We start from the raw sequence: 21,409 nt of genomic DNA, 5'->3' as shown, positions 1-21,409 counted from the left end.
TTAGGAAAGCGAATGGTTTCAATTTTTCAAAACATTTAGAAATAAATTCTTGCATATAAGGATTTTATATTATACTATTTAAAATAATATCAATTTTCAATTATATGCTTTAGTAAAATAGCATTAAATTGAACTATTTATTTTTCAAAAAAGGAAGCGACTAACATTGAATTATCCATTTGCATCTCGTACTCAAAGCTTTGAATCATCTGCTGTCAGGGACATCCTAAAAGTGACGCAACAGGCTCATGTCATTTCATTTGCCGGAGGACTGCCAGCTGAGGACATTTTCCCAGTGGAAGCGGTAAGAACTGCCTATGATAAGGTTTTTTCCTCAGGAAACAACGCCTTACAATACGGTTTAACTGAAGGCTTTATCCCGCTTCGTGAAATGATTCAAACTAAAATGGAGCGAAAGGGAATTACATCTTCCCCTGAAAATATATTGGTTACAACAGGATCCCAGCAGGTCATTGATTTGTTCTCAAGAATCATGCTAAGCGAAGGGGATGTCGTTCTAACCGAGGACCCTACATATTTATCTGCCTTGCAGGTGTTCCACTCATACGGGGCGGAGGTAATTGCTGTCCATAGTGATCAGGAGGGAATGGACCCTGAGGATTTAAAGGTTAAACTGGAACAATACCAGCCTAAATTTGTTTATGTCATTCCAACTTTCTCCAATCCTGACGGCAAGGTTTGGAGCGCGGAAAGACGCCAGCATTTACTAGATCTTTGCTATCAATATAATATTCTGATATTAGAAGACGATCCATATGGGGATATTCAATTCCATGACGACGAGTATTACCAGCCGCTGGCATCACTTGATGAGAAACGTACCCATGTCGTTTATACGAGTACCTTCTCGAAATCTGTTGTTCCTGCACTGCGCACAGGCTGGGTAACCGGTCCGATCGAAATCATTCAAATGATGGCGAAAGCCAAGCAAATGAACGATTTGCATTCGAGCAGCCTAGACCAGCAGGCACTATATTATCTGCTGCGCGATTTCGACTTGGATTCCCATATCCAAACAATCCGCCGCGAGTATTATCTTCGAATGACGATTATGCGGGATTACCTTGCAAAGCTCGGCACTGACTTGTTCAAATGTGCTGAACCGAAAGGCGGCATGTTTATGTGGGTGGAAGCCAATGAAGAGATTAATACCACCGCATTGCTGCATCAGGCAGTTGAAAAGGGTGTAGCCTTCGTTCCAGGAGCTCCATTCTATGTAGGTCAGCCAAAGTATAACACCTTCCGCCTAAACTTCAGCCATTCTTCACCTGAACGGATTCAGGAGGGAATGGATCGGTTGGTAAGTGTCCTGCTGAAGCCGGCACATTCTAAATAAATTTAAATTGAAAAAAGTGTTAAGGATTAATTTCCTTAACACTTTTTTTGATGAGTCAATGCTTACTCATTGGTAAATTTCGACAACATTTTTAACCTATATTTGTTATGATTTCAGTCGTAAACGGAAAATGTCCAACCTATACCTTTACGGAAAAGGGGTAAATAAATGAACCGCAGCCAATTGCGTATTATTGATTTAAGTGTTCCATTGGATATTCGAGCGAAGGAGCCTTTCCCACCTGAAATCCTCTATGAATCGCACGAACAGGGGGCCGAGCAGGCCGCCAAAATCCTAGGATTAAAGGGCAGTGATTTTCCAGACAGCGCTGCCTGGGCGGTAGAAACGGTCACGCTGACAACACATACCGGAACACATGTTGACGCGCCGTGGCATTATGCGGCCAAAACAGCAGGAGAACCATCAAGAACAATCGACGAACTGCCTCTCGAATGGTTCTATGGCAACGGTGTTCTCTTTGACTTTAGCGAAAAACAGCCGGGCTATGAAATCCAAATAGAAGATTTAGAAAAACAATTGCAAGAAATGAACTATCAGCTGAAACCTTATGACATTGTCTTAATAAGAACTGATGCCGATAAAAAATATTTCGAAGAGAACTATGCTGCTGTCCACGCTGGCGTATCGGCGGATGCAACACGCTGGCTCATTCAAAAAGGAATAAAAGTCATGGGAACAGACGGCTGGGGCTGGGACATTCCGCTTTATCATCAGGCTGCCGATTATAAGCAAAATCCGCGTGATGGCGTCCTGTGGGCGGCCCATTATGTTGGAAAGGAAGCAGAATATTGCCAAATTGAAAAACTGGCAAACTTGGATTTACTGCCAAAACGATTCGGCTTCAAAGTAGCGGTTTTTCCAGTCAAAATAACAGGTGCCAGCGCAGGCTGGGCGAGACCAGTTGCCATTTTTGAATAAAGGAGACAATAGGAATGAAATTTATAACATTTATTGATGCAAACGGCCGCCAAAAAGCCGGCTGGATTAAGGATGAGAACGTTTATGATATAAATCTTGTTAGCAACGGTGAGCTGCCTGATAATCTATTAGAGTTAATTAAGAACTATTCCGGATATTTGCCAGTTTTGAAGAGTTTGGAGGGCATTGCGGAGCCATCTGCTCAGTTAAACGAAGTTACACTAACAGCTCCACTGCCAAATCCGCCAAGTGTAAGGGATTTTATGGCTTTTGAATTGCATGTGTTGAATGCCAGGAAACTAACAGGCCGCAAGGTACCCGAAGAATGGTATGAAATACCTGCCTTTTATTTTACCAACCATTTAGTTTTGTCGGGCCACAATGAAAAAATAGAACGTCCTCCCGGCTGTTTCGCGTTGGATTATGAATTGGAGCTGGGCTGCATCATTGGCAAGGAAGGGAAGAACATCAATGCAGAGGAAGCTGAAGACTATATTTTCGGCTACACCATATTTAACGATTGGTCGGCCCGTGATCTGCAGCAGAAAGAGATGAAAATCGGGCTAGGGCCGGCGAAGGGTAAGGACTTTGCGACCACCATCGGACCTGTCATCGTCACGAAGGATGAGCTTGAAAAATATCGATCCGGCCGCGGCTTTGATTTAACGATGACAGCCAAAGTAAATGGGGAACTGCTATCAAAAGGAAATGCTAAAGATCTCTATTACTCATTTGGGCAAATGATCGAAAGGGCATCGGCTGGAGTAACGCTCTACCCTGGAGATATCCTTGGATCTGGAACTGTCGGAACGGGCTGCCTCCTCGAGCTTGGACAAGAGGTTCACCGATGGTTAGAGCCCGGCGATTCCGTAGAGCTAGAAATCACCGGCATCGGTAAATTGAAGAACCAGATTATTTAATGCATGCTGAAGCCGCCGATATGTGAGGGCGGCTTTATTTGGCTAATAAGAAAGTATAAACTTTCTGTCGAAAGCTTTATACTTTCTTTACGCATAAGTGCAACCACGCCTCTGTCTTCGCCCTTAGGGGCTTGCCAATCGGCGAGTTTTCTTTATACCACTGATAGCAAAAAATAACAACAAGGATAAGTTCAATAACGTCACCGCCATAGTACATAAGCAAACTGCCAGACTCAGCCTGACTAGCTGGAACCCCTGCAGGTGGATGGGCATAAATGTACTTGGAAAGGATTCCGTGCCCGGCTAACGCCGCTACCATCACAATTCCACGGTATATAAAGCTCCTTCGATGCGATATTGGATCAATATACACAAGCGCGGAGGTAAATACATATCCTCCAAGAAAGACATGTAAATGGACTGCCACGTAAACAAGGGTGTGTTTATGCATAGCCATATAAAGGTCACTTGTATAAAGAACCCAAAGTCCTCCGACGTTTATCAGGGATGCAACAACCGGATCACTAAGAAAAAGAAAATATCTCTTTTTTAAAAAGGTAACAAGTCTCCGAGCAGCATTCACGTTTAATGTTCTTAAAATTATTGTCATCGGAGCCGCTAATACCATTAATAAGGGAGCCAGCATGCCCAAAAGCAGGTGGCTGAGCATATGTGCTGTAAAATCCTGATGGGCCCGCATAGCTAAGGGTCCGCTAACCGCGGCAACAGCACAAAATATAGCTAAAACAAAGAAAAATGTCCGGTTCAACGGCCATGTTTTTTTTCGAAATTTTAATAGGGAAACTGCTAACAGATACAAAAACAATACCAACATGAGCGGCAATAAAAGGACAACCTGTAAAAATGTATCGTCCAAAAAATGAGTAACATGATTATTGGAGTGCATTTTCTGTCATTTCTCCTGAAGGCAAAGATTTTCTCCGTGCTCGGTGCAGAAGAATGAAGCCTGCGATTATAATCATTATTGCCAGAATGTTCCATACGATGTCATAGGGCAATATTTCAACGTTATAGCGAATCTGGTGAAGCTTCATCAGTTTGTGCTGTATGATGCCATCATACAGATTAAATAAACCTGCACCGAGGCACATACCAGCTAACCACCTTGTTGTCTCCCATGCGTTCCGGCGGCGCAGATCTGCCACCATAAACAAAGCCCCTACAGTCGCAATCCAACTAAACGCATGGAAAAGTCCATCAGAAACCAGACCAATACCTGTAGTGGATTTGTCATAGAAGTGATGCCAGTGGAGAAGCTGGTGAAAAAAAGTCTCATCTATAAATGCCACCAATCCAATACCAAACAGGAACCCCGACCAGACATTTCGAGTAGAATAAACTTCGTGCTTATTTTTTTGTTTTATCGTTCGAGCCATATTACCAACCTCGTTTAATTGGCTGTTATTTATAACAGTCCATTTTTTTCTATTATTACTTTATCCGAAATAGAATAGCCATAATCAAGAATTAGGACTAAAGAACTAATTTAACCAGAAATGACAAGTTTCCTCCTTCTACTTAATAAAGATAGTTACGACAGACAGAAAATTTTTAAAGGGGGATCTACAATTGAAAAAGAAAAAGTTTCTTCTCTCTATGATTTTTGTTGTGGTCATGTCTATGATTCTGGCAGCATGCGGTTCTAGCACGAAGGAGGAAGAGACCACAACCGGTACAAGCGGCGGTGAAAAAGCAGAAGAAAAGCCAAAATTCATCAGTATTTTGACCGGTGGAACAGGCGGGACCTATTATCCACTGGGCGGTTCTTTTGCCAAGATTATTAAGGATGCCACAGGAATAGAAGCAAACGCTGAGACTTCAGGAGCTTCCGCAGAAAATATGAACACCTTAAAAAATGGTGACGGAGAAATTGCTTTCACCCAGACCGATATTGCGGCTTATGCTGTTGAAGGTAAGCTGATGTTCAAGGAAAAGGTCGGAAATATTAAGGCTATTGCCACCCTCTATCCGGAAACCATTCAAATTGTCACGACTAAGAAATCAGGTATCAAATCCATAGCAGATTTGAAGGGGAAAAAAGTTTCTGTGGGAGCACCAGGTTCCGGAACAGCAGCAAATGCAGAGCAAATTCTCGAAGTACATGGCCTTAGCTTCAATGATATTCAAAAGCAGGACCTTTCCTTTGATGAATCTACCCAAGGAATTCAGGACGGGACAATTGATGCAGCATTCGTAACGGCAGGTACGCCAACCGGAGCTGTAGAGAGCCTATCCGCGACAGAAAACGTGGTGATTGTCCCGATTGCCCAGGATAAAATCGACGCGCTGATTAAAAAGTATCCATACTATATCAAGGATGAAATCCCATCCGGAACTTATGGGCTCAGTTCTGTGGTTTCTACTGTAGCTGTCCAGGCCATGCTTGTAGCAAGAAGTGATCTGTCAGAGCAAGTCGTATACGATATCACGAAAGCCATTTTTGAAAATCTCGATAAAGTGACCCATGCCAAAGGGAAGCTCATTAAAGTGGAGAATGCCCTAAATGGGGTAGGGATTGATGTCCATCCCGGAGCAAAAAAATACTTTGATGAGAAAGGCGTCAAGGCCCAATAAAACTATCTTGTTCACAATTATTGACCGGCTCTGGCATACGCTAGCCGGTCTCGTTTTCTTCATTATTTAAGGAGGAAAAATGAAAATTAAAAAAATAGCACAAATATTCATTGTGCTAGCTATTTGCTTATCTATCGCTATGCTTGTAATAGCACTCATTCCACTCCGGCAGGCGCTTGTGTTCACACCGGTTCATTCAAGTGCCAAAGCCGCTTTTATTCTAGTAAACAATGAATCCACCTTTCAAATTAAGTACACCCATTCAATCCACCTGTCTGACGTAGTGGAAAGCTACAAAATCACCGCTGATCAGCAAATTCAGCAATATGAATTAGAGTATGAGGATACATCAATTGGAATGCCGGCAAATGCCGATAAGGGTGAACGTTTTGAACAGCTCAACGGAAAGTATTACATCAAGAACATGAAACGAATTTTCCCATCCTTTTATTTGCGAATCGGACAGGTCCGGGCCAATCACCGCGTCATTTTTAATCATAAGGAATATCCTTTAGCGCATACCATTAAACCGGGAACAGTCGTTAATGTAGAAATACGGAAACTGAATATATTTCAAATTTGGAAAGGAGTGAACATCCTTGAGTACTTATGAGGAAGCACTGTCTGAAGAACAACAGCAGGAGCTTTTAGAAAAATACGACCCGGAAGCAGGTGCAAGAAGGCTGAAGGGCAGGATTGGCTGGATTGTGTTTGCCATTCTGTTGGCCTTTTCTTTATTTCATCTCTATACGGGAATTTTCGGAGTATTAACTGCCCAACTGCAAAGGTCCATTCATTTAGGTTTTGCATTAGCGCTTATATTTTTACTTTTTCCGGCCAGCAAGAAAAAACGTGGGAAAGAGCATAAGGTTGCTTGGTACGATTATATTTTAGCCGCAATTTCAGTGGTTGTTGGCGCCTATTGGCCGGTCATGATCGATGACTTGGTATTACGGGCTGGCATGCTTACCGATCTTGACTTTTATGTTGGTTTGGCAGCGATTGTATTGGTGTTGGAAGCGACCCGCAGAGCGGTTGGTTTGCCCATCACGATTATTGCCATCGTTTTTATGGTGTACGCTCTATTCGGTCCATATATGCCCAGCTTTTTAGCGCACCGCGGCTTGGACCTGGACCGACTCGTGCAAACGATGTTTTTTACGACGGAAGGCATATTGGGAACACCGATTGCGGTGTCTGCTACCTACATCTTTTTGTTCTTATTATTTGGTTCTTTTTTAATTAAAACAGGAGTGGGCGAATACTTTAACGATTTGTCGATTGCGATTGCGGGCCGAAGTGTCGGCGGGCCGGCCAAGGTGGCGGTTTTCTCAAGTGCCTTGCAAGGAACAATCAGCGGTAGTTCTGTCGCCAATGTAGTAACGTCTGGGGCCTTTACAATCCCGATGATGAAAAATCTTGGTTATAAAAAGGAATTTGCCGGGGCAGTTGAGGCAGCCTCATCAACCGGGGGACAGTTGATGCCTCCTGTAATGGGGGCAGCGGCCTTCCTCATGGTCGAGTTTATCGGAAACGGGATTTCTTACTGGGATATCGCTAAAGCTGCGGCGATCCCAGCTGTCCTGTATTTTACCGGAATTTGGATTATGACTCATTTCGAAGCTAAGAAAATCGGCCTTCGCGGGTTGACAAAGGAAGAGATGCCAAACCGGAAAGAAGTATTCAGCAAGCTTTATTTATTGCTTCCGATTGTTGCCATCGTTCTGTTGTTGATGTCCGGGATGAGTGTAATACGCGCGGCTCTTTGGTCAATCGTCATCACCGTGGTGGTAAGTGCATTAAAAAAAGAAACCAGAATCGGCTTTAAAGGAATCATCGACGCATTGGCAGATGGTGCGAGGTCGGCCCTCGGAGTGGCCGCCGCTACAGCAGCCGCCGGCATCATTGTTGGGGTGGTGACGAAGACGGGGCTGGGCCTGAAAATGGCGAATGGCTTGCTCGATTTATCCGGTGGATATTTGTTGCCGACTTTATTTTTGACAATGATCGCTTCTCTGATATTGGGCATGGGTTCTCCGACGACAGCCAACTATGTCATCACCTCCACGATAGCCGCACCAGCCATCATTTTATTAGGGGTTCCAGATTTATCAGCCCATTTATTCGTGTTTTATTTCGGGATTGTCGCCGATATTACACCGCCAGTGGCCTTAGCTGCGATGTCTGCAGCGGCTATATCGGGAGGTGAACCATTCCGGACAGGGGTGGAGTCAACGAAACTGGCGATCAGTGCATTTATCATCCCGTATATGTTTGTGCTTTCACCGGAATTGCTAATGATTAATACAACCTGGACGTATGTTATTTGGGTGGTCTTTACGGCGTTTATCGGGATGATTGCCATCAGTGCAGGTGTAATTGGTTTTTGGATGAGAAAAATGCACTGGTTAGAACGGATTGTCGCCTTGATTGCCGGTTTATGCTTAATTTATCCGGAAAAAATAAGCGACATTGTCGGGCTGGTGGTATTCGCGCTTTTATTCGGCCTACAGGTAATGCATAAACGAGGAAATGCTGCGAAAACTAGTCCCTAAACAAAAAGCGGTTCCACCATAAAGTTCTAAGGTGGAGCCGCCTTTTTATATCCCGTCATGGGTTACTTCAGATGGAAACATCAATCAATACGATTTCCTCTGAGGCAAGTGCCTCTTTAAAAACTTTTTCAAAATATGACAACGTTTCGATCCGGAAACCTTTAATGCCGAAGCTATCGGCCAATTGGACAAAATCAGGATTCCCGAAGGTAAGGCCGTAGTTTTCTCCAAACATTTTGTTCATCGTTTGGACTTCAAGCTTGAGCATTGAGTCGTTTAAGACAATGATGATAAAAGAAAGGCCTAAACGCTTGGCGGTTTCGATTTCGGAAATATTCATTAAAGCTCCGCCGTCTCCGGTAATGCAAATAACCTGGTCGGAAGGGCAGGCAAGCTTCGCACCAATGGATCCCGGAATGGCAATCCCCATTGAAGCCAGCCCATTTGAGATTATCGTTCTATTCGGCTTTTTAGGCTGATAGGTTCGGGCAATTGCAACTTTATGGGCCCCTACATCGGAAATCACAATTGCGTTTTCGTTGGTGCATTTTTCAACTATATGAAGAATGTTTTCGATCGTTAAATTCGAATCGGTTTGCTCTGTTTGATAAGCTGTTTTTATTTTTTCCTGAAGGCCGCCGCCAGATGGGGCCCAAGTTTTGTGCGGAAGCTTTTGCTGCACAAGCATTTCAAGTGTTTTCTTGATATTTCCGACCAATTCAGCTTGAACTGGGTAATACTCATTTACTTCTGCCGGAACTGTATCAATATGGAAAACCGGCAGTTTTTTTGGATTCCAATCCTTTGGCAACTTTTCAACAACATCAAACCCTATGACAATGAGGAGGTCTGCCTCTTCTAGTCCAACTAAAACTTCGTCCTGCTCATTAAAGCCAAAGGTAAAATATTGCTGACGGTGATCTTTTGGCAACACCCCTTTGGCCATAAAACTATGTGTGACAGGGACATCGAGGGCCTCGATAAAGGAGAGCAGTGCGTCCCCGGCATCCTGACGGATGACCCCGTTTCCGACAATGATAAATGGCTTAAGATGATTTTCAATAAGGCGGACGGCATATTTTATCGCCTCCATATCAGGAACCAAGTCTGGAATCGGCGGCACCGGCAAAGGTTTGTTTGGGATCATCTGTGCTGCCAGATTTTCCGGGAGGGTGACCACTACAGAGCCGGGTTTTTCTAATTTTGCCGTTCTGAAAGCTTTTCGGATTGTAGTTGGAAGGGATTGAGACTCCAGAATTTGCGTGCTCCATTTTGTGACAGGTTCAAACAACTTGACAATGTCGACAAATTGATGGGATTCCGGATGCTGCCTATTCAAGCCTGCCTGGCCGACAATGGCCACGACCGGTGAATGATCAAGCTGGGCACTGGCAATGCCAGTTAATAGATTGGCGGCACCGGGTCCAAGAGTGGACGTACAAACACCAGGTTTATTAGCTAGCCTCCCATAAACATCTGCCATAAAAGCGGCACCTTGTTCGTGCCGGACATTTACAAACTGGATCTGCTCCGATTTTGACATGGATTCGGCAAAATCCAGCGTTTCCTTTCCGACAATTCCAAATATATATTCCACACCTTCGTTTTCCAGGCATTGTACAAGCACATCCGTTACTTTCAAATCATTCATCTCCCCAAAATTTTTTCATACTCTAGTTTTTACCAAATAATGTCCAAAAAATCTGCCCGTTTTCATTGTTCCTGAACGGGTGTCCCTGTCCCTGATACGCTTTTTACATATAATTACAAGAAAGCATTTTTTATAAGGTGAGGTGGAACAGTGAATCAGACAGTTCTCGTGGTTGCAGCACACCCCGATGACGAAATCCTCGGAATCGGCGGAACGATAAAAAAATTAATTAATCACGGCTATAAGGTTGTAACCGTTGTTGCTGCAAAAGGGAGGAAGGAAGAGGAGAATCATATCAAGCCCTTTATGCAAAAAGCAAACGAACAACTAGGGGTGGAAGAAACCGTTTTTTTAGAAATGCCGAACCTGTTATTAGAAATGATGCCCTTGCACGAACTTAATAAGGAAGTGGAAAAACTAATCGCCCAATATGACCCATGCATGATTTTTACCCATCATTATGGCGACCTAAACCGAGATCATCAGGTTCTGTTTCAAGCGGTCCTTACGGCAGCCCGGCCGCTGCCCGGCAGGAGACCGATAGAGATTCTCTGCTTCGAAACAGTTTCCTCAAGCGAATGGAGTCAGCACACAAATGACAAGGAGTTTAAACCTAATTATTTTGTCGATATATCCGATACCATTCATGATAAAATCAGTGCCCTAAAGCATTATGATGTAGAAATGCGCCCTTATCCTCATCCACGTTCTTATGAGGGAGTCACCTATTTGGCTCGAGTCCGCGGGATGACAGTCGGTGTCGAATATGCCGAAGCATTTGAAATCATCAGGAGGGTTTGGAAGTGACTGAAGAACAAAAAAATGAACCACCCTCCACACAAATCTTATTCCCGCAGCTCATCGCCCAAATGGACAAATATTATGGATTAACAGAACAATTGGAGGATAATGGAAAAAGGTGTCAGACACCTTCTTCTATAAGTTCTCAAAAAGATAAATTGCGTATTTTAATGACAACTTTTTGGGAATATCCGTTTGTGGGGGGCTTGCAGAATTATATTGCTGCTTTGAAGAGCGGGCTTGAGGATTTGGGGCACCAGGTCGATGTTTTGAGCCCGAATCAATTTCCAAGGGATGAAGTGAAAAAGCTTCGGTCTGAGATTACCGAGAATGCAAAACAATTTTTCATTAACCGTTATGGGAGTTATAATCAAAAAATTTTAAGAAATTATTGTGATTTATCTGTTTTTGAAGCTTTGGCAAAAAGTGTGGATTTAAAAGAATACGATATTATTCATTCGCAAGACCGGTTTACTGCACTGGTGATGGCAAAATTAAATCAGAAATATAACAAACCACTATTATTCACTCCGCATGGTTTTATGACCCAGCGCCGCTTAAAGTTCAATCTAATTGAAAAAGGCTCGTTAGAGGAATTCTACTTTTCTGAAATTGATAGACAAGCCGTAATCAACGCCAGTCATATCGTCATCTTATGCGAAGTATTCAGGCCTCTTTTGCAAAGTCTAGGAGCAGAAGATGAAAAGATGACGACCGTTTATACCGGTATCCAATTTGAAAGAGTGAAAGCGGCGAAGCAGAGGGACAGCATCGTGATTACCTGCGTTTCCCGTCTTCGCCCGCGCAAGGGCCATAAATATTTATTCGAAGCACTTGCCCTTCTTAAGAAAAAACTAGGAAATGTAGAAGTCCGTATTGTTGGTGACGGGGAGATGCGGGAGGAACTCGAGAAGCAGGTTCTGGACCTTCAACTGAAGAATGTTAAATTTTTGGGAAAGAGGACCGATATTCCGGATCTTTTAAGCGAATCTGACATCTTTGTCCTACCCACGACGAGTGATACTTTGCCAATTTCAGTCATTGAAGCGATGTTTGCCAAGCAAGCCATTTTAACAACTGATTGCGGCGGCATCCCTGAGATCATCCGTGATGAATATTCCGGACTGATAGCAGAACCCGCCAATTCCAAACAGCTCGCCAAAAAGCTGCTTAGGCTCGTAAAGGAACAGACCTTAAGGAAAAAATTGGCGAGACAGGCACGGAACTATGCGAAAAAACAATTAACTGTGAATTATATGGCTCTAAAAATAGCTGGAATCTATCAATCTTTATTATGAAAGGAGGGAAACGTGTGCATCACGATATCCCTGCCGTCGTACTTGATATGAGTGCCACCGGAATCGGTATCGTCAGAAGCCTGGCACAAAAAGGAATTAAGGTTTACGCCTTTGACACTTTAGGTAAATACAAAATTGGCAAAACGCGGCATGCCATTTGCGGCGCTTGTCCGAATCCGGTAACGGAAGAAGAGGCGCTGCTCTATTTTCTCTGCCAAGTTGGACTTAACTTTTCTCAGAAAGCGGTCATGTTAGCAGGCTCAGATGATTATGTTCATTTTATTTCAAAAAATAGATACGTTTTATCGCAATACTATCGTTTTTTATTGCCAGAGCACTCTCTGATCGAAGCAGTCCTCGATAAACGACTGACCTATGAATTAGCCGTTAAATCCGGCGTTCCCTGCCCAAAAACTTTTATCGTAAACGATGAGCAGCAGCTAGTTCAAATTATTGGACAGCTAATCTTCCCCTGTATTTTAAAACCCGTCCATTCCTCTCATTTTCGCTCTAATATTGATCACAAGCTGTATAAAAAAGCCATCTTGATTGAAGATGCCGCACAACTACAAGAGGAATATCTTTTTTATCGTCAATATGGAGAGCTAATGATTCAAGAAGCCATACCGGGTGAGGAGAATGCTATTTTCTCCGTTAAAACCTTTTTTGATAAGAAGATGGATTTAAAGGGTCTGTGGATGAATCAAAAGCTCCATCAATTTCCGCCGCACTTTGGCTCTTCTGCACTAGTAGTCAGCAAAAGGGAGGAGGAAGTCATCAAGCTTGCTGTACCCTTTCTAAAGTCAATTGAAATGAAAGGATTGGCCATTGCTGAATTTAAAAAGGATCCTAGAGACGGAAAGTTTAAATTCATCGAAATTAACCCAAGAATCGGTTTGACTCAAGGCTTATCGATTGCTTGTGGCGTTGATTTAGCCTATTTATATTATTTATCACTTACCAATCAAGATCCGGAGCCAGTCGTAGTGCAGAAGGATGGTATCAAATGGGTCTACTTTGTTCGTGATTTCTTGTCCTTCCGGCAAAAGAAAAGACTCGGTGAGATGACATTTTTCGAGTGGCTGAAGGGTCTTTCCGGGAAAAAAGTCGAGGCGCTGTTCAGGTGGGACGATCCGTTACCGTTTATTCGCAGCTTTGTCTCACATCTTCGCAATTTATGGAGCAGACGGTAAAAAATTTGCACAAAAGGAGGGATTTTTCCTTTGACCAGTAAGGAAGAAATTCTCAGCCAATGGCAGCATTATGGCTGGGAAGAAAAGTTTGCGGGCGTTCTTCAAAAACCCGTCACCTTAAGCGAAATAGAATGTTTGAAAAATTCAAGGGATAAAACAAGTGTTTGGAAACTAACTTTAAATTCGGAATCAGGAACCGTTCCTGTCATCCTGAAAATTTTTCAGCAACCGTTAAAAGAAAACCACCTGGTAGAAATGAATATGTATCGTAAGGCCTATCCTGTTTTTCAGGAAATGATGCCGAAAATGATTTGGCTGGAGTCTGATGTAAAGGACGGTGAATTCTGGCTGTTTACTGAATACTTGGTGCCTGTTCGGGGTCAGATTAAGCTGAGACCTTATCACCTGGAACGAATGATTCCAACGGTGGCCAAATTTCATGCCCTTACCTTTAAAAACCGTCTTTCAGATGAGCAGGCGACGTTATTTGATTCCTGGCTTCCCCGATATGAGTCAAGGGAGTTGACTGCAGAACGAATCGAGCATATTGAAAAAACAAAGGAATACCTGGATTTAGCCATGAAAGATCCAGATTTAAGGAAAGTGATAGAACCTGCCTATGATATCCTTAAAGTCATTTTGGCAAAGGGGCCATTATTTTTCCCTGAAGTCATTAAAGCAGGGCAGTGCCTCATCCACGGTGATCTTCATATTCACAATATTTGCTGTCAAGACACGAGTGATGAACACAATTGGCCTGTTCAATTGATTGATTGGGAGTCAGCCAAATACGCACCTTGCTGGTATGATCTTGTTGTACTTGTTGAACTGCTTATTGATTTCCGTGCCGATTGGCATAAGAAGGAGGAGGACATTCGCAGCCGCTGTGTAGAGATTTACAACAAGGAAATGGCAAAGTACGGAATTGTTTTTCAAGAAGATCCTGTTAAACTTTTAAAAATGACTTATTTGCAAAGGGTTTTGGAAAAAAGATTGCTAAATCATTTACGCAGGGTGTTAAACGGAGAAAAGAGCCTCCTTTTAAAAAGATACCTTGAGAAAATCGTGGTTTGGGGTAAGGAGCTCGATTTATATTAGGTTTTTTATTGAAAGTTAGGGGGATCATTTTTTGATGAGAAAGAAACAGGGCAGTCTCGCTGAACTTGATGGCAGTGAGTATAAATGAAGGTGCTGGTAACAGGTGGAGCGGGGTTTATCGGTTCTCATGTTGTGCAAAATTTAGTAAAGTCCGGCCATGATCCGGTTGTGGCCGATAATTTATGTACAGGTAGTCTTGAGTTTGTTGAAAAGGATGTCCCCTTTTATAAGGTAGATATAACCACGCCGCAGATCGAGACTGTTTTTGCAAAGGAACGTCCGGATGCGGTTATTCACCTAGCGGCACAGGTGGATGTCGCCTATTCAATTCAAGATCCGGCGGGTGACGCCAGACAAAATATTCTCGGAACAATTCAGCTTTTGGCCAATAGCCAGCGATTTGATGTGAAGAAATTTATCTTTTCCTCTAGCTGTGCTGTCTATGGAAAACAGGATGATGTAAGTATAGAGGAGACATTTCCTATTCAGCCTTTATCCTATTATGGAATTTCCAAGTATTCCTCGGAAATGTATATCAAAGCCTTTAACAGTTTGCATCAACTTCCCTATACGATTTTGAGATATGCCAATGTGTACGGACCTCGGCAAAGCACAAAAGGGGAAGGCGGAGTCATTTCGATTTTTGCGCAAAAGGTTCTTCACGGAATTCCGCCCTTTATTTATGGCGACGGGGAGCAGACAAGAGATTTCGTCTTCGTGAGAGATGTTGCCGAGGCTAATGTACTATCGCTTAACAGTGGTACGAATGAAACCTTTAATATTGGCTGCAATATAAAAACTAGCATCAATGAACTCTATCAATCTATCTCCAAACTTACCTCTAAAAACATCCAACCAATCTTCATGCGAGCCCGCAGTGGAGATATCCTTCACAGCCGCCTTAACAACTCCAAAGCTAAGTCACTTTTGGACTGGGAGCCAAATTATGATCTTCATAGCGGTCTAACCGAAACACTAAATTATTACTTGAACACAAATGAAAAAGGTTTATTTGGTGCCTGAATATCGCCTCCTAAAATGGGGGCTTTTATTTTTTAAAAATAAGTGCAACACTATAGGCAGACAGACTTAAGCTATTTGAGGGCAGGGATGAAAATGATTTTTACAAGCATCATAATCATTATCTTATTAGTATACTTTTTAATTGTACGACCGCTAACCAGCCGTAACCGTCCACAAATCATGGAACCTCCGCACAGAAATTACTACGGACGGCAGGATTATTACCCTTCTGGGGGCGGAGGTTTTGGTCGGTTTGGAACCTTCGCAGGGGGCATGGCGGCAGGCGCTTTATTGACCTATCTTTTTGAACAAGGCAGAATTGGCTTTGATCAATTTCAAACAATGCAGCACCTGCAAGACCATGAAATCATGCAGCAGTTGATGGAGCAAAATATTATCCAAGAGGATGAAATTGAACAGCTCCGGGAAGAGCTAGGTGATGACCCAAACCAGGATTACGATTATGACAATGCAGACAACGATAATCAGCAGGATGATTATGACCAAGGAGATTATGACAGCGGTGACGATAATTGGGTATAAGCTAGATTCATTTTGAATTTTCTCAAAATAAGTTTTATTGTAAGCGTATGCTATAATATTTTTGTAAATTGAATACAACAGTAAAAGGGAGCAGTCATGATGTTAAAAGATATATTTATGAGTCTATCGCAAAATCAATTCCTTAATAGTACTGCCAAAAAGTACGGCCTGAAGATGGGAGCACAAAGTGTTGTTGCGGGAACAAATATTGAGGAAGCAATAAAGAGTATTAAGGACCTCAACGCCAACGGAATCTCATGTACTGTCGATAATTTGGGAGAGTTTGTATTCAAAGAAGAAGAGGCAGCAGCTGCTAGGGAACAGATTCTTAAAGTTATCGAAGCAATACATAGTAATAATGCCGACGCACATATCTCTTTAAAACCGACTCAACTCGGGTTAGATATTGATTATAGTCTTTGCTTAAACAATGTCAGAGAGATTGTCGACAAGGCAAATCAATATAACATGTTTGTCAATATCGACATGGAGGATTTCAAGCATCTTCAGCCAACGTTTGATCTATTAGATGATCTTTCTTTAGAGTATGATAATGTCGGTACTGTTATCCAGGCTTACTTCCATCAGGCAATGGATTATCTTGAAAAATATAAATACTATCGGATTCGCCTTGTAAAAGGAGCCTATAAAGAGCCTGCAGAGATTGCCTATCAGGATAAAAAGGATATTGATGCCAACTATATCAAGTTGATTGAATGGCACCTATTAAACGGGAAATTTACATCAATTGCCACTCATGACCATCGAATTATCAATCATGTGAAGGAATTTGTTAAACTGAACAATATTCCTAACGATAAATTTGAATTCCAAATGCTGTATGGTTTTAGAAAAGAGCTGCAGTTAAAGCTGGCAAAAGAAGGCTTTAATTTCTGTACGTATGTCCCATTTGGCAACGACTGGTACGGCTATTTCATGCGTCGGCTTGCAGAAAGACCACAGAATTTAAATCTTGTGGCGAAGCAAGTATTCAATAAGAAAACAAACACGATTCTTGGTGTTGCGGCTGGAGCCTTTATTTTAGGACGTGTAACAAGAGGCAATAACAATAAACGTAAATAATGATCTTCAGACTCCCATTCTCACGAATGGGAGTTTTTTTAGCTAATACATGTATTTACATGGTAAATATAAGTAAAATCAAAGAAATTAATCACGAAAAATGATATAGTAATCTAGTTGAATAATTCGGCTTATTTTATTAAGGAGAGAGAAGCTTTGAAAAGATTTTCACGGAACCCAAGTTGGTTAATTGTCATTTCACTCATCACTTCATTGCTGTTGGGAGCATGTTCTAACGAACCTACATCAAAGGACACGAACAATACAAAAGTAGATACAGTTGCAAAGGAAAAAACGGAAAAGAAGGCAGAATCTGAAGAACAATCATCGGTGCAAACTGCAGACGAGGAGAATAAAAACGAGCCCGTTGCTGAGCCCAAACAAAGTCAAGAAGAGCTTGCCAAAAGTCTTGGTTTGGAGTTAGTCACTGTCGGCAGGGTTGTGGACGGTGATACAATTGTCACTTCAGACGGAAGAAAAGTCCGCTTTGTTGGGGTTAACACCCCGGAATCGACGACTAGACATGAAGTTTACGGGAAAGAAGCCAGCAATTATACGAAATCAAAGCTGGAGGGAAAACAGGTTTGGCTGCAAAAGGACGTCTCCTCAACCGACCGCTATGGGCGCTATTTACGGATTATCTGGATGGGTGTACCAACAAATGATATGGATGAAGCGGAAATTCGCAGCAAAATGTTCAATGCGGATTTGGTCTTAAATGGCTATGCGGAACCATCCACATATCCGCCGGATGTTAAATACAGCGAGTTTTTTGTAAAATTTGCCCGCGAAGCACGGGAAGCGAATAAAGGTCTTTGGTCATATGGCGCAGATGGAACGACGAAGGGTGATCTGGATGGAAGTTCCACTTCAAAAAGCAGCGGTTCCTATTCAACAGGGAGCAGCACGTCTTCAGGTTCTTCTTCGAGTGGAACGGATGCAAGCACCTCAGCTGGGACTAAATCTGAGGTTTTCCAAAATTGCACTGAATTGAGGAAGGTGTATCCAAACGGTGTTCCTGCCGGCCATCCAGCTTATCAAGCGAAAATGGATCGAGATAAAGATAATTATGCGTGTGAGCAATAAGGCGGCAGGGCGGTTATTTTTCCCGGTCAGTTCTAAAAAGTCATCTTTTGATGGCTTTTTTTGTTTTTAAGTCAGATAAACAGACAAAATTCGACATTACCTTTGTTTTATAATAATAAAAGACTGGATAATAATCCCTGTTTTCTCATTACATATTTTGTCGGTTAATAAGGTCATTTGAAGCAGATTGGGAAATACCTAGTCATGTTGACATGTATTCCGGAATAGGATAGTTCAGTGGGTCTCAAATATGGCGTTGATAAGACAACTAGATAAAGGATAAGGGGAGAAGTTGCGTAATGGGAAAGTGGAAGTGGGTCGTGCCAATTTGTTTAATTGCTAGTTTACTAGGATTGGCAGGCTGTGCTGAAAAAACGGTCAAAGAGAACACTGGCCCAAAAGTGACAGAACCGGCCAAACTGCCTGTTAAAACAGGAGAAGAAAAACCTCAGAAGGAAGAACCAAAACCAATTATAGTCAATGTTATTGATCCAAATACTAAGGAAACTATTAGAACGTTTTCGCCAAAGGAAATGGGCTTTGAAACAAATAAAGAAGCCTATCAAAAAGAACTTGAAAAATGGGCGAAGGATTTGGCAAGAGGAACTGAAGCGAAACCGGGATATGATCAGAAGATGGTTCTCGATAAAATCGATGCCAATGGTCAATTAATTAAAGGAAAACCGCGGATTATCCTTGAAGAATCGGAATTGGTGGAAAAAATAATGGCGGCATCTGTTGCAGGCGGGGATGTGGATCTGCCAATTTATGTAACAGAAAGCGGCTATAAGCCTGAAGATATTGCTGGTTTGGGAGAAGTAGTATTGGCATCGTACTCGACATACTTTGACAGTAGAGTGGCGGGGCGTTCCAAGAATATCGAGCTATCAGGCGAAGCCATTGATAATGTGATTGTTGGTACTGGAGATGTTTTTTCCTTTAATACAACTGTCGGCCCAAGTGATGCTGCTCATGGATATCAGCCCGCAAAGGAAATCGTCAATAAGAAGCTGGTCGATGGGATTGGCGGAGGTATCTGCCAAACGTCTTCAACATTGTTTAATGCCATTGACAAAGTAGGTGTGCAATATATTGAATGGAATCACCATTCACTTTCGGTTGGCTATGTCCCTCCTGGCCGTGATGCCACTGTCTCCTACGGCGGCAAGGACTTTCAATTTCAAAATACCACAGGAGTGCCGTTATTAATCAAAACCATTTACGGAAAAGGAAAATTAACCATTGAAATAAGAACATCCGCAGCCTATCAAACCCTTTATGCACAGGGACATTAGGTGTTTGTGGTGTCATACATCTATATCCATATTGGATAAAGAGGTATGACACCACTTTTTTATTTGGTTAATTTTTAAATGCATATTCCTTCTATACAAAGCGAAAAATAGCTTTGGTTTGTTAGAAAAATATAGGAGGAAAAGGATGAAATGGATAAATAAAATGTTCGTTTTTGTGGTTGTTCTTTCCTTGATGAGCTGGGCGGGAAACTTGCAGGTCTCCGCTCAAGGGACGGAGGGTCACCAGCATAATGAACTAATTTCTGAAACACATAGCGTTGAAACAGCGAGACAGAATCAAGGAGGAAACGGCGACCAAGGTTTATCTGAAAAGTATCATGGACATATTTCAGACCGACCGGAAACAAAGCAGAAAAAAACGAAGCCACCTGCTCCGAGTCAGCGCTATATTCCCATTCAGCTTTTGGGAATCAATGATTTGCATGGCCAGTTAAACGTAACCCGTAAGGTAAACGGGAAACCTGTCGGACGGGCTGATTATTTAGCGGCATATTTAAAGCAGCGTGCAGCAGAAAACAAAAACACCCTGCTTGTCCAGGCAGGTGATATGGTCGGAGCAAGCCCGCCCGTTTCGGCGCTTTTGCAGGATGAACCGACAATTGAGTTTTTAAACCGTATGGGATTTGATATTGGAACGGTTGGAAACCACGAATTTGATGAAGGGGTAAATGAACTGCTTCGGCTTATCCATGGCGGCTCCCATCCGAAAACAGGCAATTTTACAGGATCCCAATTCCCTTGGGTGGCCGCCAATGTCATTAATAAAGAAACAGGCAAAACGATCTTGCCGCCTTACCAAGTCATGAAAGTAAACGGAATGCCAATCGGCTTTATCGGCGTTGTCACAACAGAAACTCCAACGATTGTGGTACCAAGCGGTGTAGCAGGTTTGCAATTTACGGATGAGGTCGAAGCCATTAATAAAAACGTTGCAGAATTGAAAAAGCAAGGTGTCAAAGCGATCGTTGTTTTAGCCCATAATCCGGGTACTTCCGGACCAAATGGGGAAAACCCAACGGGCCAGCTGGTCGATATCGCCAATCGTGTTGATGACGAAGTGGATGTGATTTTTGGCGGACATAACCATGCGTATATGAATGCCACAATTGATAATAAGTTAATAGTTCAAGCCTACTCTTATGGAACGGCTTTTTCTGATGTCGATATCGAGATTGATCCTAAGACAAAGGATATTGTCACAAAAAGAGGTGAAATTGTGACTACATTTCAGGAGGGAATTAACCCAGATCCTGAAATAAAGCAAATGATTGAAGGATATGAATCAAAAATTGAACCGATTGTAAACCGTGTTGTTGGTTCCACGTCCGAACCATTAACAGCCAAGCAAAACGAAAATGGTGAATCGGTTCTCGGCGATTTCATTGCTGATGCCCAAAGGCAGGCCCTAGGAACGCAAATGGCATTTATGAATCCAGGAGGGATTCGCGCAGATTTTGATCCGGGGGATATCACATGGGGCGAAGTGTATACGGTTCAGCCATTTAATAATGATATGGTGAAAATGGTAATGACAGGTCAGCAAATTCGCAATTTGCTTAACCAGCAGTGGACAGACTCGAAAATGACCATGCTGCAGATTTCCGGATTAACCTATACTTGGGATTCTACGAAACCTGTAGGCCAACGGGTAGGAATTATCAAGCTCGCCGATGGAACGGAACTAGATCCTAATGCTTCCTATACGGTAGCGGCCAACGTCTTCCTTTCTGGAGGGGGAGACGGTTTCACAGAATTCACTAGGGCAACCAATAAAGAGATTGGTCCGGTCGATTTAGATGTTCTGGTGAATTACATTCAGGCGCAGCCAAAACCATTCACCTACAGCAACCAAAATAGGATTCAGAAGGTTAAATAATCGAAGCTATGCAATAAAAAAGGGCGCTGATTAAGAAAATCAAAGCCCTTTTTTCTTTTGACTCTAAAAACCATT

General features: G+C 42.5%; 19 protein-coding genes. 16 read left to right on the top strand and 3 right to left on the bottom strand.

Going from position 1 to position 21,409, the window contains the following annotated elements:
* The first annotated feature begins 166 nt into the window (after window positions 1–166).
* The 3 genes from ACFPA1_RS06625 to ACFPA1_RS06615 all read left to right on the top strand — a co-directional run bounded on the left by ACFPA1_RS06625 (window position 167) and on the right by ACFPA1_RS06615 (window position 3,216).
* The gene (locus ACFPA1_RS06625; protein ID WP_378581789.1) at window positions 167–1,357 is read left to right on the top strand and encodes a PLP-dependent aminotransferase family protein; all 1,191 of its coding nucleotides are present in this window, start codon (window positions 167–169) and stop codon (window positions 1,355–1,357) included.
* A gap of 168 nt (window positions 1,358–1,525) precedes the next feature.
* Complete coding sequence (locus tag ACFPA1_RS06620; protein WP_378581788.1) at window positions 1,526–2,296, top strand: cyclase family protein; 771 nt, start codon at window positions 1,526–1,528, stop codon at window positions 2,294–2,296.
* A 14-nt stretch (window positions 2,297–2,310) separates the two neighbouring features.
* Complete coding sequence (locus ACFPA1_RS06615; protein WP_378581787.1) at window positions 2,311–3,216, top strand: fumarylacetoacetate hydrolase family protein; 906 nt, start codon at window positions 2,311–2,313, stop codon at window positions 3,214–3,216.
* A gap of 76 nt (window positions 3,217–3,292) precedes the next feature.
* On the opposite strand, the gene ACFPA1_RS06610 is transcribed toward ACFPA1_RS06615, so the two are convergent.
* Together ACFPA1_RS06610 and ACFPA1_RS06605 are read right to left on the bottom strand one after the other, a co-directional pair.
* A complete protein-coding gene (locus ACFPA1_RS06610) occupies window positions 3,293–4,123 on the bottom strand; it encodes a cytochrome c oxidase assembly protein (protein WP_378581786.1) in 831 nt (276 codons plus the stop codon).
* A complete protein-coding gene (locus ACFPA1_RS06605; protein ID WP_378581785.1) occupies window positions 4,110–4,613 on the bottom strand; it encodes a DUF2243 domain-containing protein in 504 nt (167 codons plus the stop codon). The genes ACFPA1_RS06610 and ACFPA1_RS06605 overlap by 14 nt, the downstream gene beginning before the upstream one ends.
* A gap of 193 nt (window positions 4,614–4,806) precedes the next feature.
* Between ACFPA1_RS06605 and ACFPA1_RS06600 the strand changes: the two genes are divergently transcribed.
* The 3 genes from ACFPA1_RS06600 (at window position 4,807) to ACFPA1_RS06590 (ending at window position 8,366) form a co-directional block, all read left to right on the top strand.
* Window positions 4,807–5,811: a TAXI family TRAP transporter solute-binding subunit gene (locus ACFPA1_RS06600; protein ID WP_213139973.1), complete on the top strand. Its 1,005-nt coding sequence runs from the start codon at window positions 4,807–4,809 to the stop codon at window positions 5,809–5,811.
* Between the two features lie 79 nt (window positions 5,812–5,890).
* The gene (locus ACFPA1_RS06595; protein WP_213139974.1) at window positions 5,891–6,424 is read left to right on the top strand and encodes a DUF1850 domain-containing protein; all 534 of its coding nucleotides are present in this window, start codon (window positions 5,891–5,893) and stop codon (window positions 6,422–6,424) included.
* Complete coding sequence (locus ACFPA1_RS06590) at window positions 6,411–8,366, top strand: TRAP transporter permease (RefSeq protein WP_213139975.1); 1,956 nt, start codon at window positions 6,411–6,413, stop codon at window positions 8,364–8,366. Before ACFPA1_RS06595 ends, ACFPA1_RS06590 begins: the two co-directional genes overlap by 14 nt.
* Before the next feature lie 67 nt (window positions 8,367–8,433).
* Here the strand turns inward: ACFPA1_RS06590 and ACFPA1_RS06585 are convergent, their stop codons facing one another.
* A complete protein-coding gene (locus tag ACFPA1_RS06585) occupies window positions 8,434–10,017 on the bottom strand; it encodes an acetolactate synthase large subunit (RefSeq protein WP_378581784.1) in 1,584 nt (527 codons plus the stop codon).
* Window positions 10,018–10,167: 150 nt separating this feature from the next.
* Here ACFPA1_RS06585 and ACFPA1_RS06580 point away from each other — a divergent pair, with 150 nt between their 5' ends.
* The 10 genes from ACFPA1_RS06580 to ACFPA1_RS06535 all read left to right on the top strand — a co-directional run bounded on the left by ACFPA1_RS06580 (window position 10,168) and on the right by ACFPA1_RS06535 (window position 21,334).
* On the top strand, window positions 10,168–10,824 hold the full coding sequence (locus tag ACFPA1_RS06580) for a PIG-L deacetylase family protein (RefSeq protein WP_213139977.1): 657 nt from the start codon (window positions 10,168–10,170) through the stop codon (window positions 10,822–10,824).
* Window positions 10,821–12,116, top strand: a complete 1,296-nt coding sequence (locus ACFPA1_RS06575; protein ID WP_241113711.1) for a glycosyltransferase family 4 protein — start codon at window positions 10,821–10,823, stop codon at window positions 12,114–12,116. The genes ACFPA1_RS06580 and ACFPA1_RS06575 overlap by 4 nt, the downstream gene beginning before the upstream one ends.
* A 14-nt stretch (window positions 12,117–12,130) precedes the next feature.
* Entirely contained in the window at window positions 12,131–13,309 is a 1,179-nt protein-coding gene (locus ACFPA1_RS06570; protein ID WP_213139978.1) for a carbamoyl-phosphate synthase, read from the top strand.
* Between the two features lie 30 nt (window positions 13,310–13,339).
* Window positions 13,340–14,407, top strand: a complete 1,068-nt coding sequence (locus tag ACFPA1_RS06565; RefSeq protein ID WP_378581783.1) for a phosphotransferase — start codon at window positions 13,340–13,342, stop codon at window positions 14,405–14,407.
* An 84-nt stretch (window positions 14,408–14,491) separates the two neighbouring features.
* The gene (locus tag ACFPA1_RS06560; protein WP_378581782.1) at window positions 14,492–15,430 is read left to right on the top strand and encodes an NAD-dependent epimerase/dehydratase family protein; all 939 of its coding nucleotides are present in this window, start codon (window positions 14,492–14,494) and stop codon (window positions 15,428–15,430) included.
* Window positions 15,431–15,523: 93 nt separating this feature from the next.
* On the top strand, window positions 15,524–15,973 hold the full coding sequence (locus ACFPA1_RS06555; protein ID WP_378581781.1) for a hypothetical protein: 450 nt from the start codon (window positions 15,524–15,526) through the stop codon (window positions 15,971–15,973).
* Between the two features lie 96 nt (window positions 15,974–16,069).
* Complete coding sequence (locus tag ACFPA1_RS06550; RefSeq protein WP_378581780.1) at window positions 16,070–17,056, top strand: proline dehydrogenase family protein; 987 nt, start codon at window positions 16,070–16,072, stop codon at window positions 17,054–17,056.
* A gap of 156 nt (window positions 17,057–17,212) precedes the next feature.
* Window positions 17,213–18,142: a thermonuclease family protein gene (locus ACFPA1_RS06545; protein WP_378581779.1), complete on the top strand. Its 930-nt coding sequence runs from the start codon at window positions 17,213–17,215 to the stop codon at window positions 18,140–18,142.
* A gap of 299 nt (window positions 18,143–18,441) precedes the next feature.
* Entirely contained in the window at window positions 18,442–19,437 is a 996-nt protein-coding gene (locus tag ACFPA1_RS06540; RefSeq protein WP_378581778.1) for a VanW family protein, read from the top strand.
* 145 nt (window positions 19,438–19,582) lie between these two features.
* A complete protein-coding gene (locus tag ACFPA1_RS06535; RefSeq protein ID WP_378581777.1) occupies window positions 19,583–21,334 on the top strand; it encodes a bifunctional metallophosphatase/5'-nucleotidase in 1,752 nt (583 codons plus the stop codon).
* Window positions 21,335–21,409: the final 75 nt, after the last annotated feature.

This window comes from Neobacillus sp. GCM10023253, assembly GCF_042653105.1.
GTDB lineage: Bacteria > Bacillota > Bacilli > Bacillales > Cytobacillaceae > Neobacillus > Neobacillus citreus.
This window is presented reverse-complemented; position numbering and strand designations above follow the sequence as displayed.

Excerpts from the sequence above, each read along its gene's own strand:
- ACFPA1_RS06540 (WP_378581778.1), top strand. The coding sequence starts at position 18,442 with ATGGGAAAGTGGAAGTGGGTCGTGCCAATTTGTTTAATTGCTAGTTTA.
- ACFPA1_RS06555 (WP_378581781.1), top strand. The coding sequence starts at position 15,524 with ATGATTTTTACAAGCATCATAATCATTATCTTATTAGTATACTTTTTA.
- ACFPA1_RS06535 (WP_378581777.1), top strand. The coding sequence starts at position 19,583 with ATGAAATGGATAAATAAAATGTTCGTTTTTGTGGTTGTTCTTTCCTTG.
- ACFPA1_RS06620 (WP_378581788.1), top strand. The coding sequence starts at position 1,526 with ATGAACCGCAGCCAATTGCGTATTATTGATTTAAGTGTTCCATTGGAT.
- ACFPA1_RS06550 (WP_378581780.1), top strand. The coding sequence starts at position 16,070 with ATGATGTTAAAAGATATATTTATGAGTCTATCGCAAAATCAATTCCTT.
- ACFPA1_RS06585 (WP_378581784.1), bottom strand. The coding sequence starts at position 10,017 with ATGAATGATTTGAAAGTAACGGATGTGCTTGTACAATGCCTGGAAAAC.
- ACFPA1_RS06610 (WP_378581786.1), bottom strand. The coding sequence starts at position 4,123 with ATGCACTCCAATAATCATGTTACTCATTTTTTGGACGATACATTTTTA.
- ACFPA1_RS06595 (WP_213139974.1), top strand. The coding sequence starts at position 5,891 with ATGAAAATTAAAAAAATAGCACAAATATTCATTGTGCTAGCTATTTGC.
- ACFPA1_RS06615 (WP_378581787.1), top strand. The coding sequence starts at position 2,311 with ATGAAATTTATAACATTTATTGATGCAAACGGCCGCCAAAAAGCCGGC.
- ACFPA1_RS06605 (WP_378581785.1), bottom strand. The coding sequence starts at position 4,613 with ATGGCTCGAACGATAAAACAAAAAAATAAGCACGAAGTTTATTCTACT.
- ACFPA1_RS06560 (WP_378581782.1), top strand. The coding sequence starts at position 14,492 with ATGAAGGTGCTGGTAACAGGTGGAGCGGGGTTTATCGGTTCTCATGTT.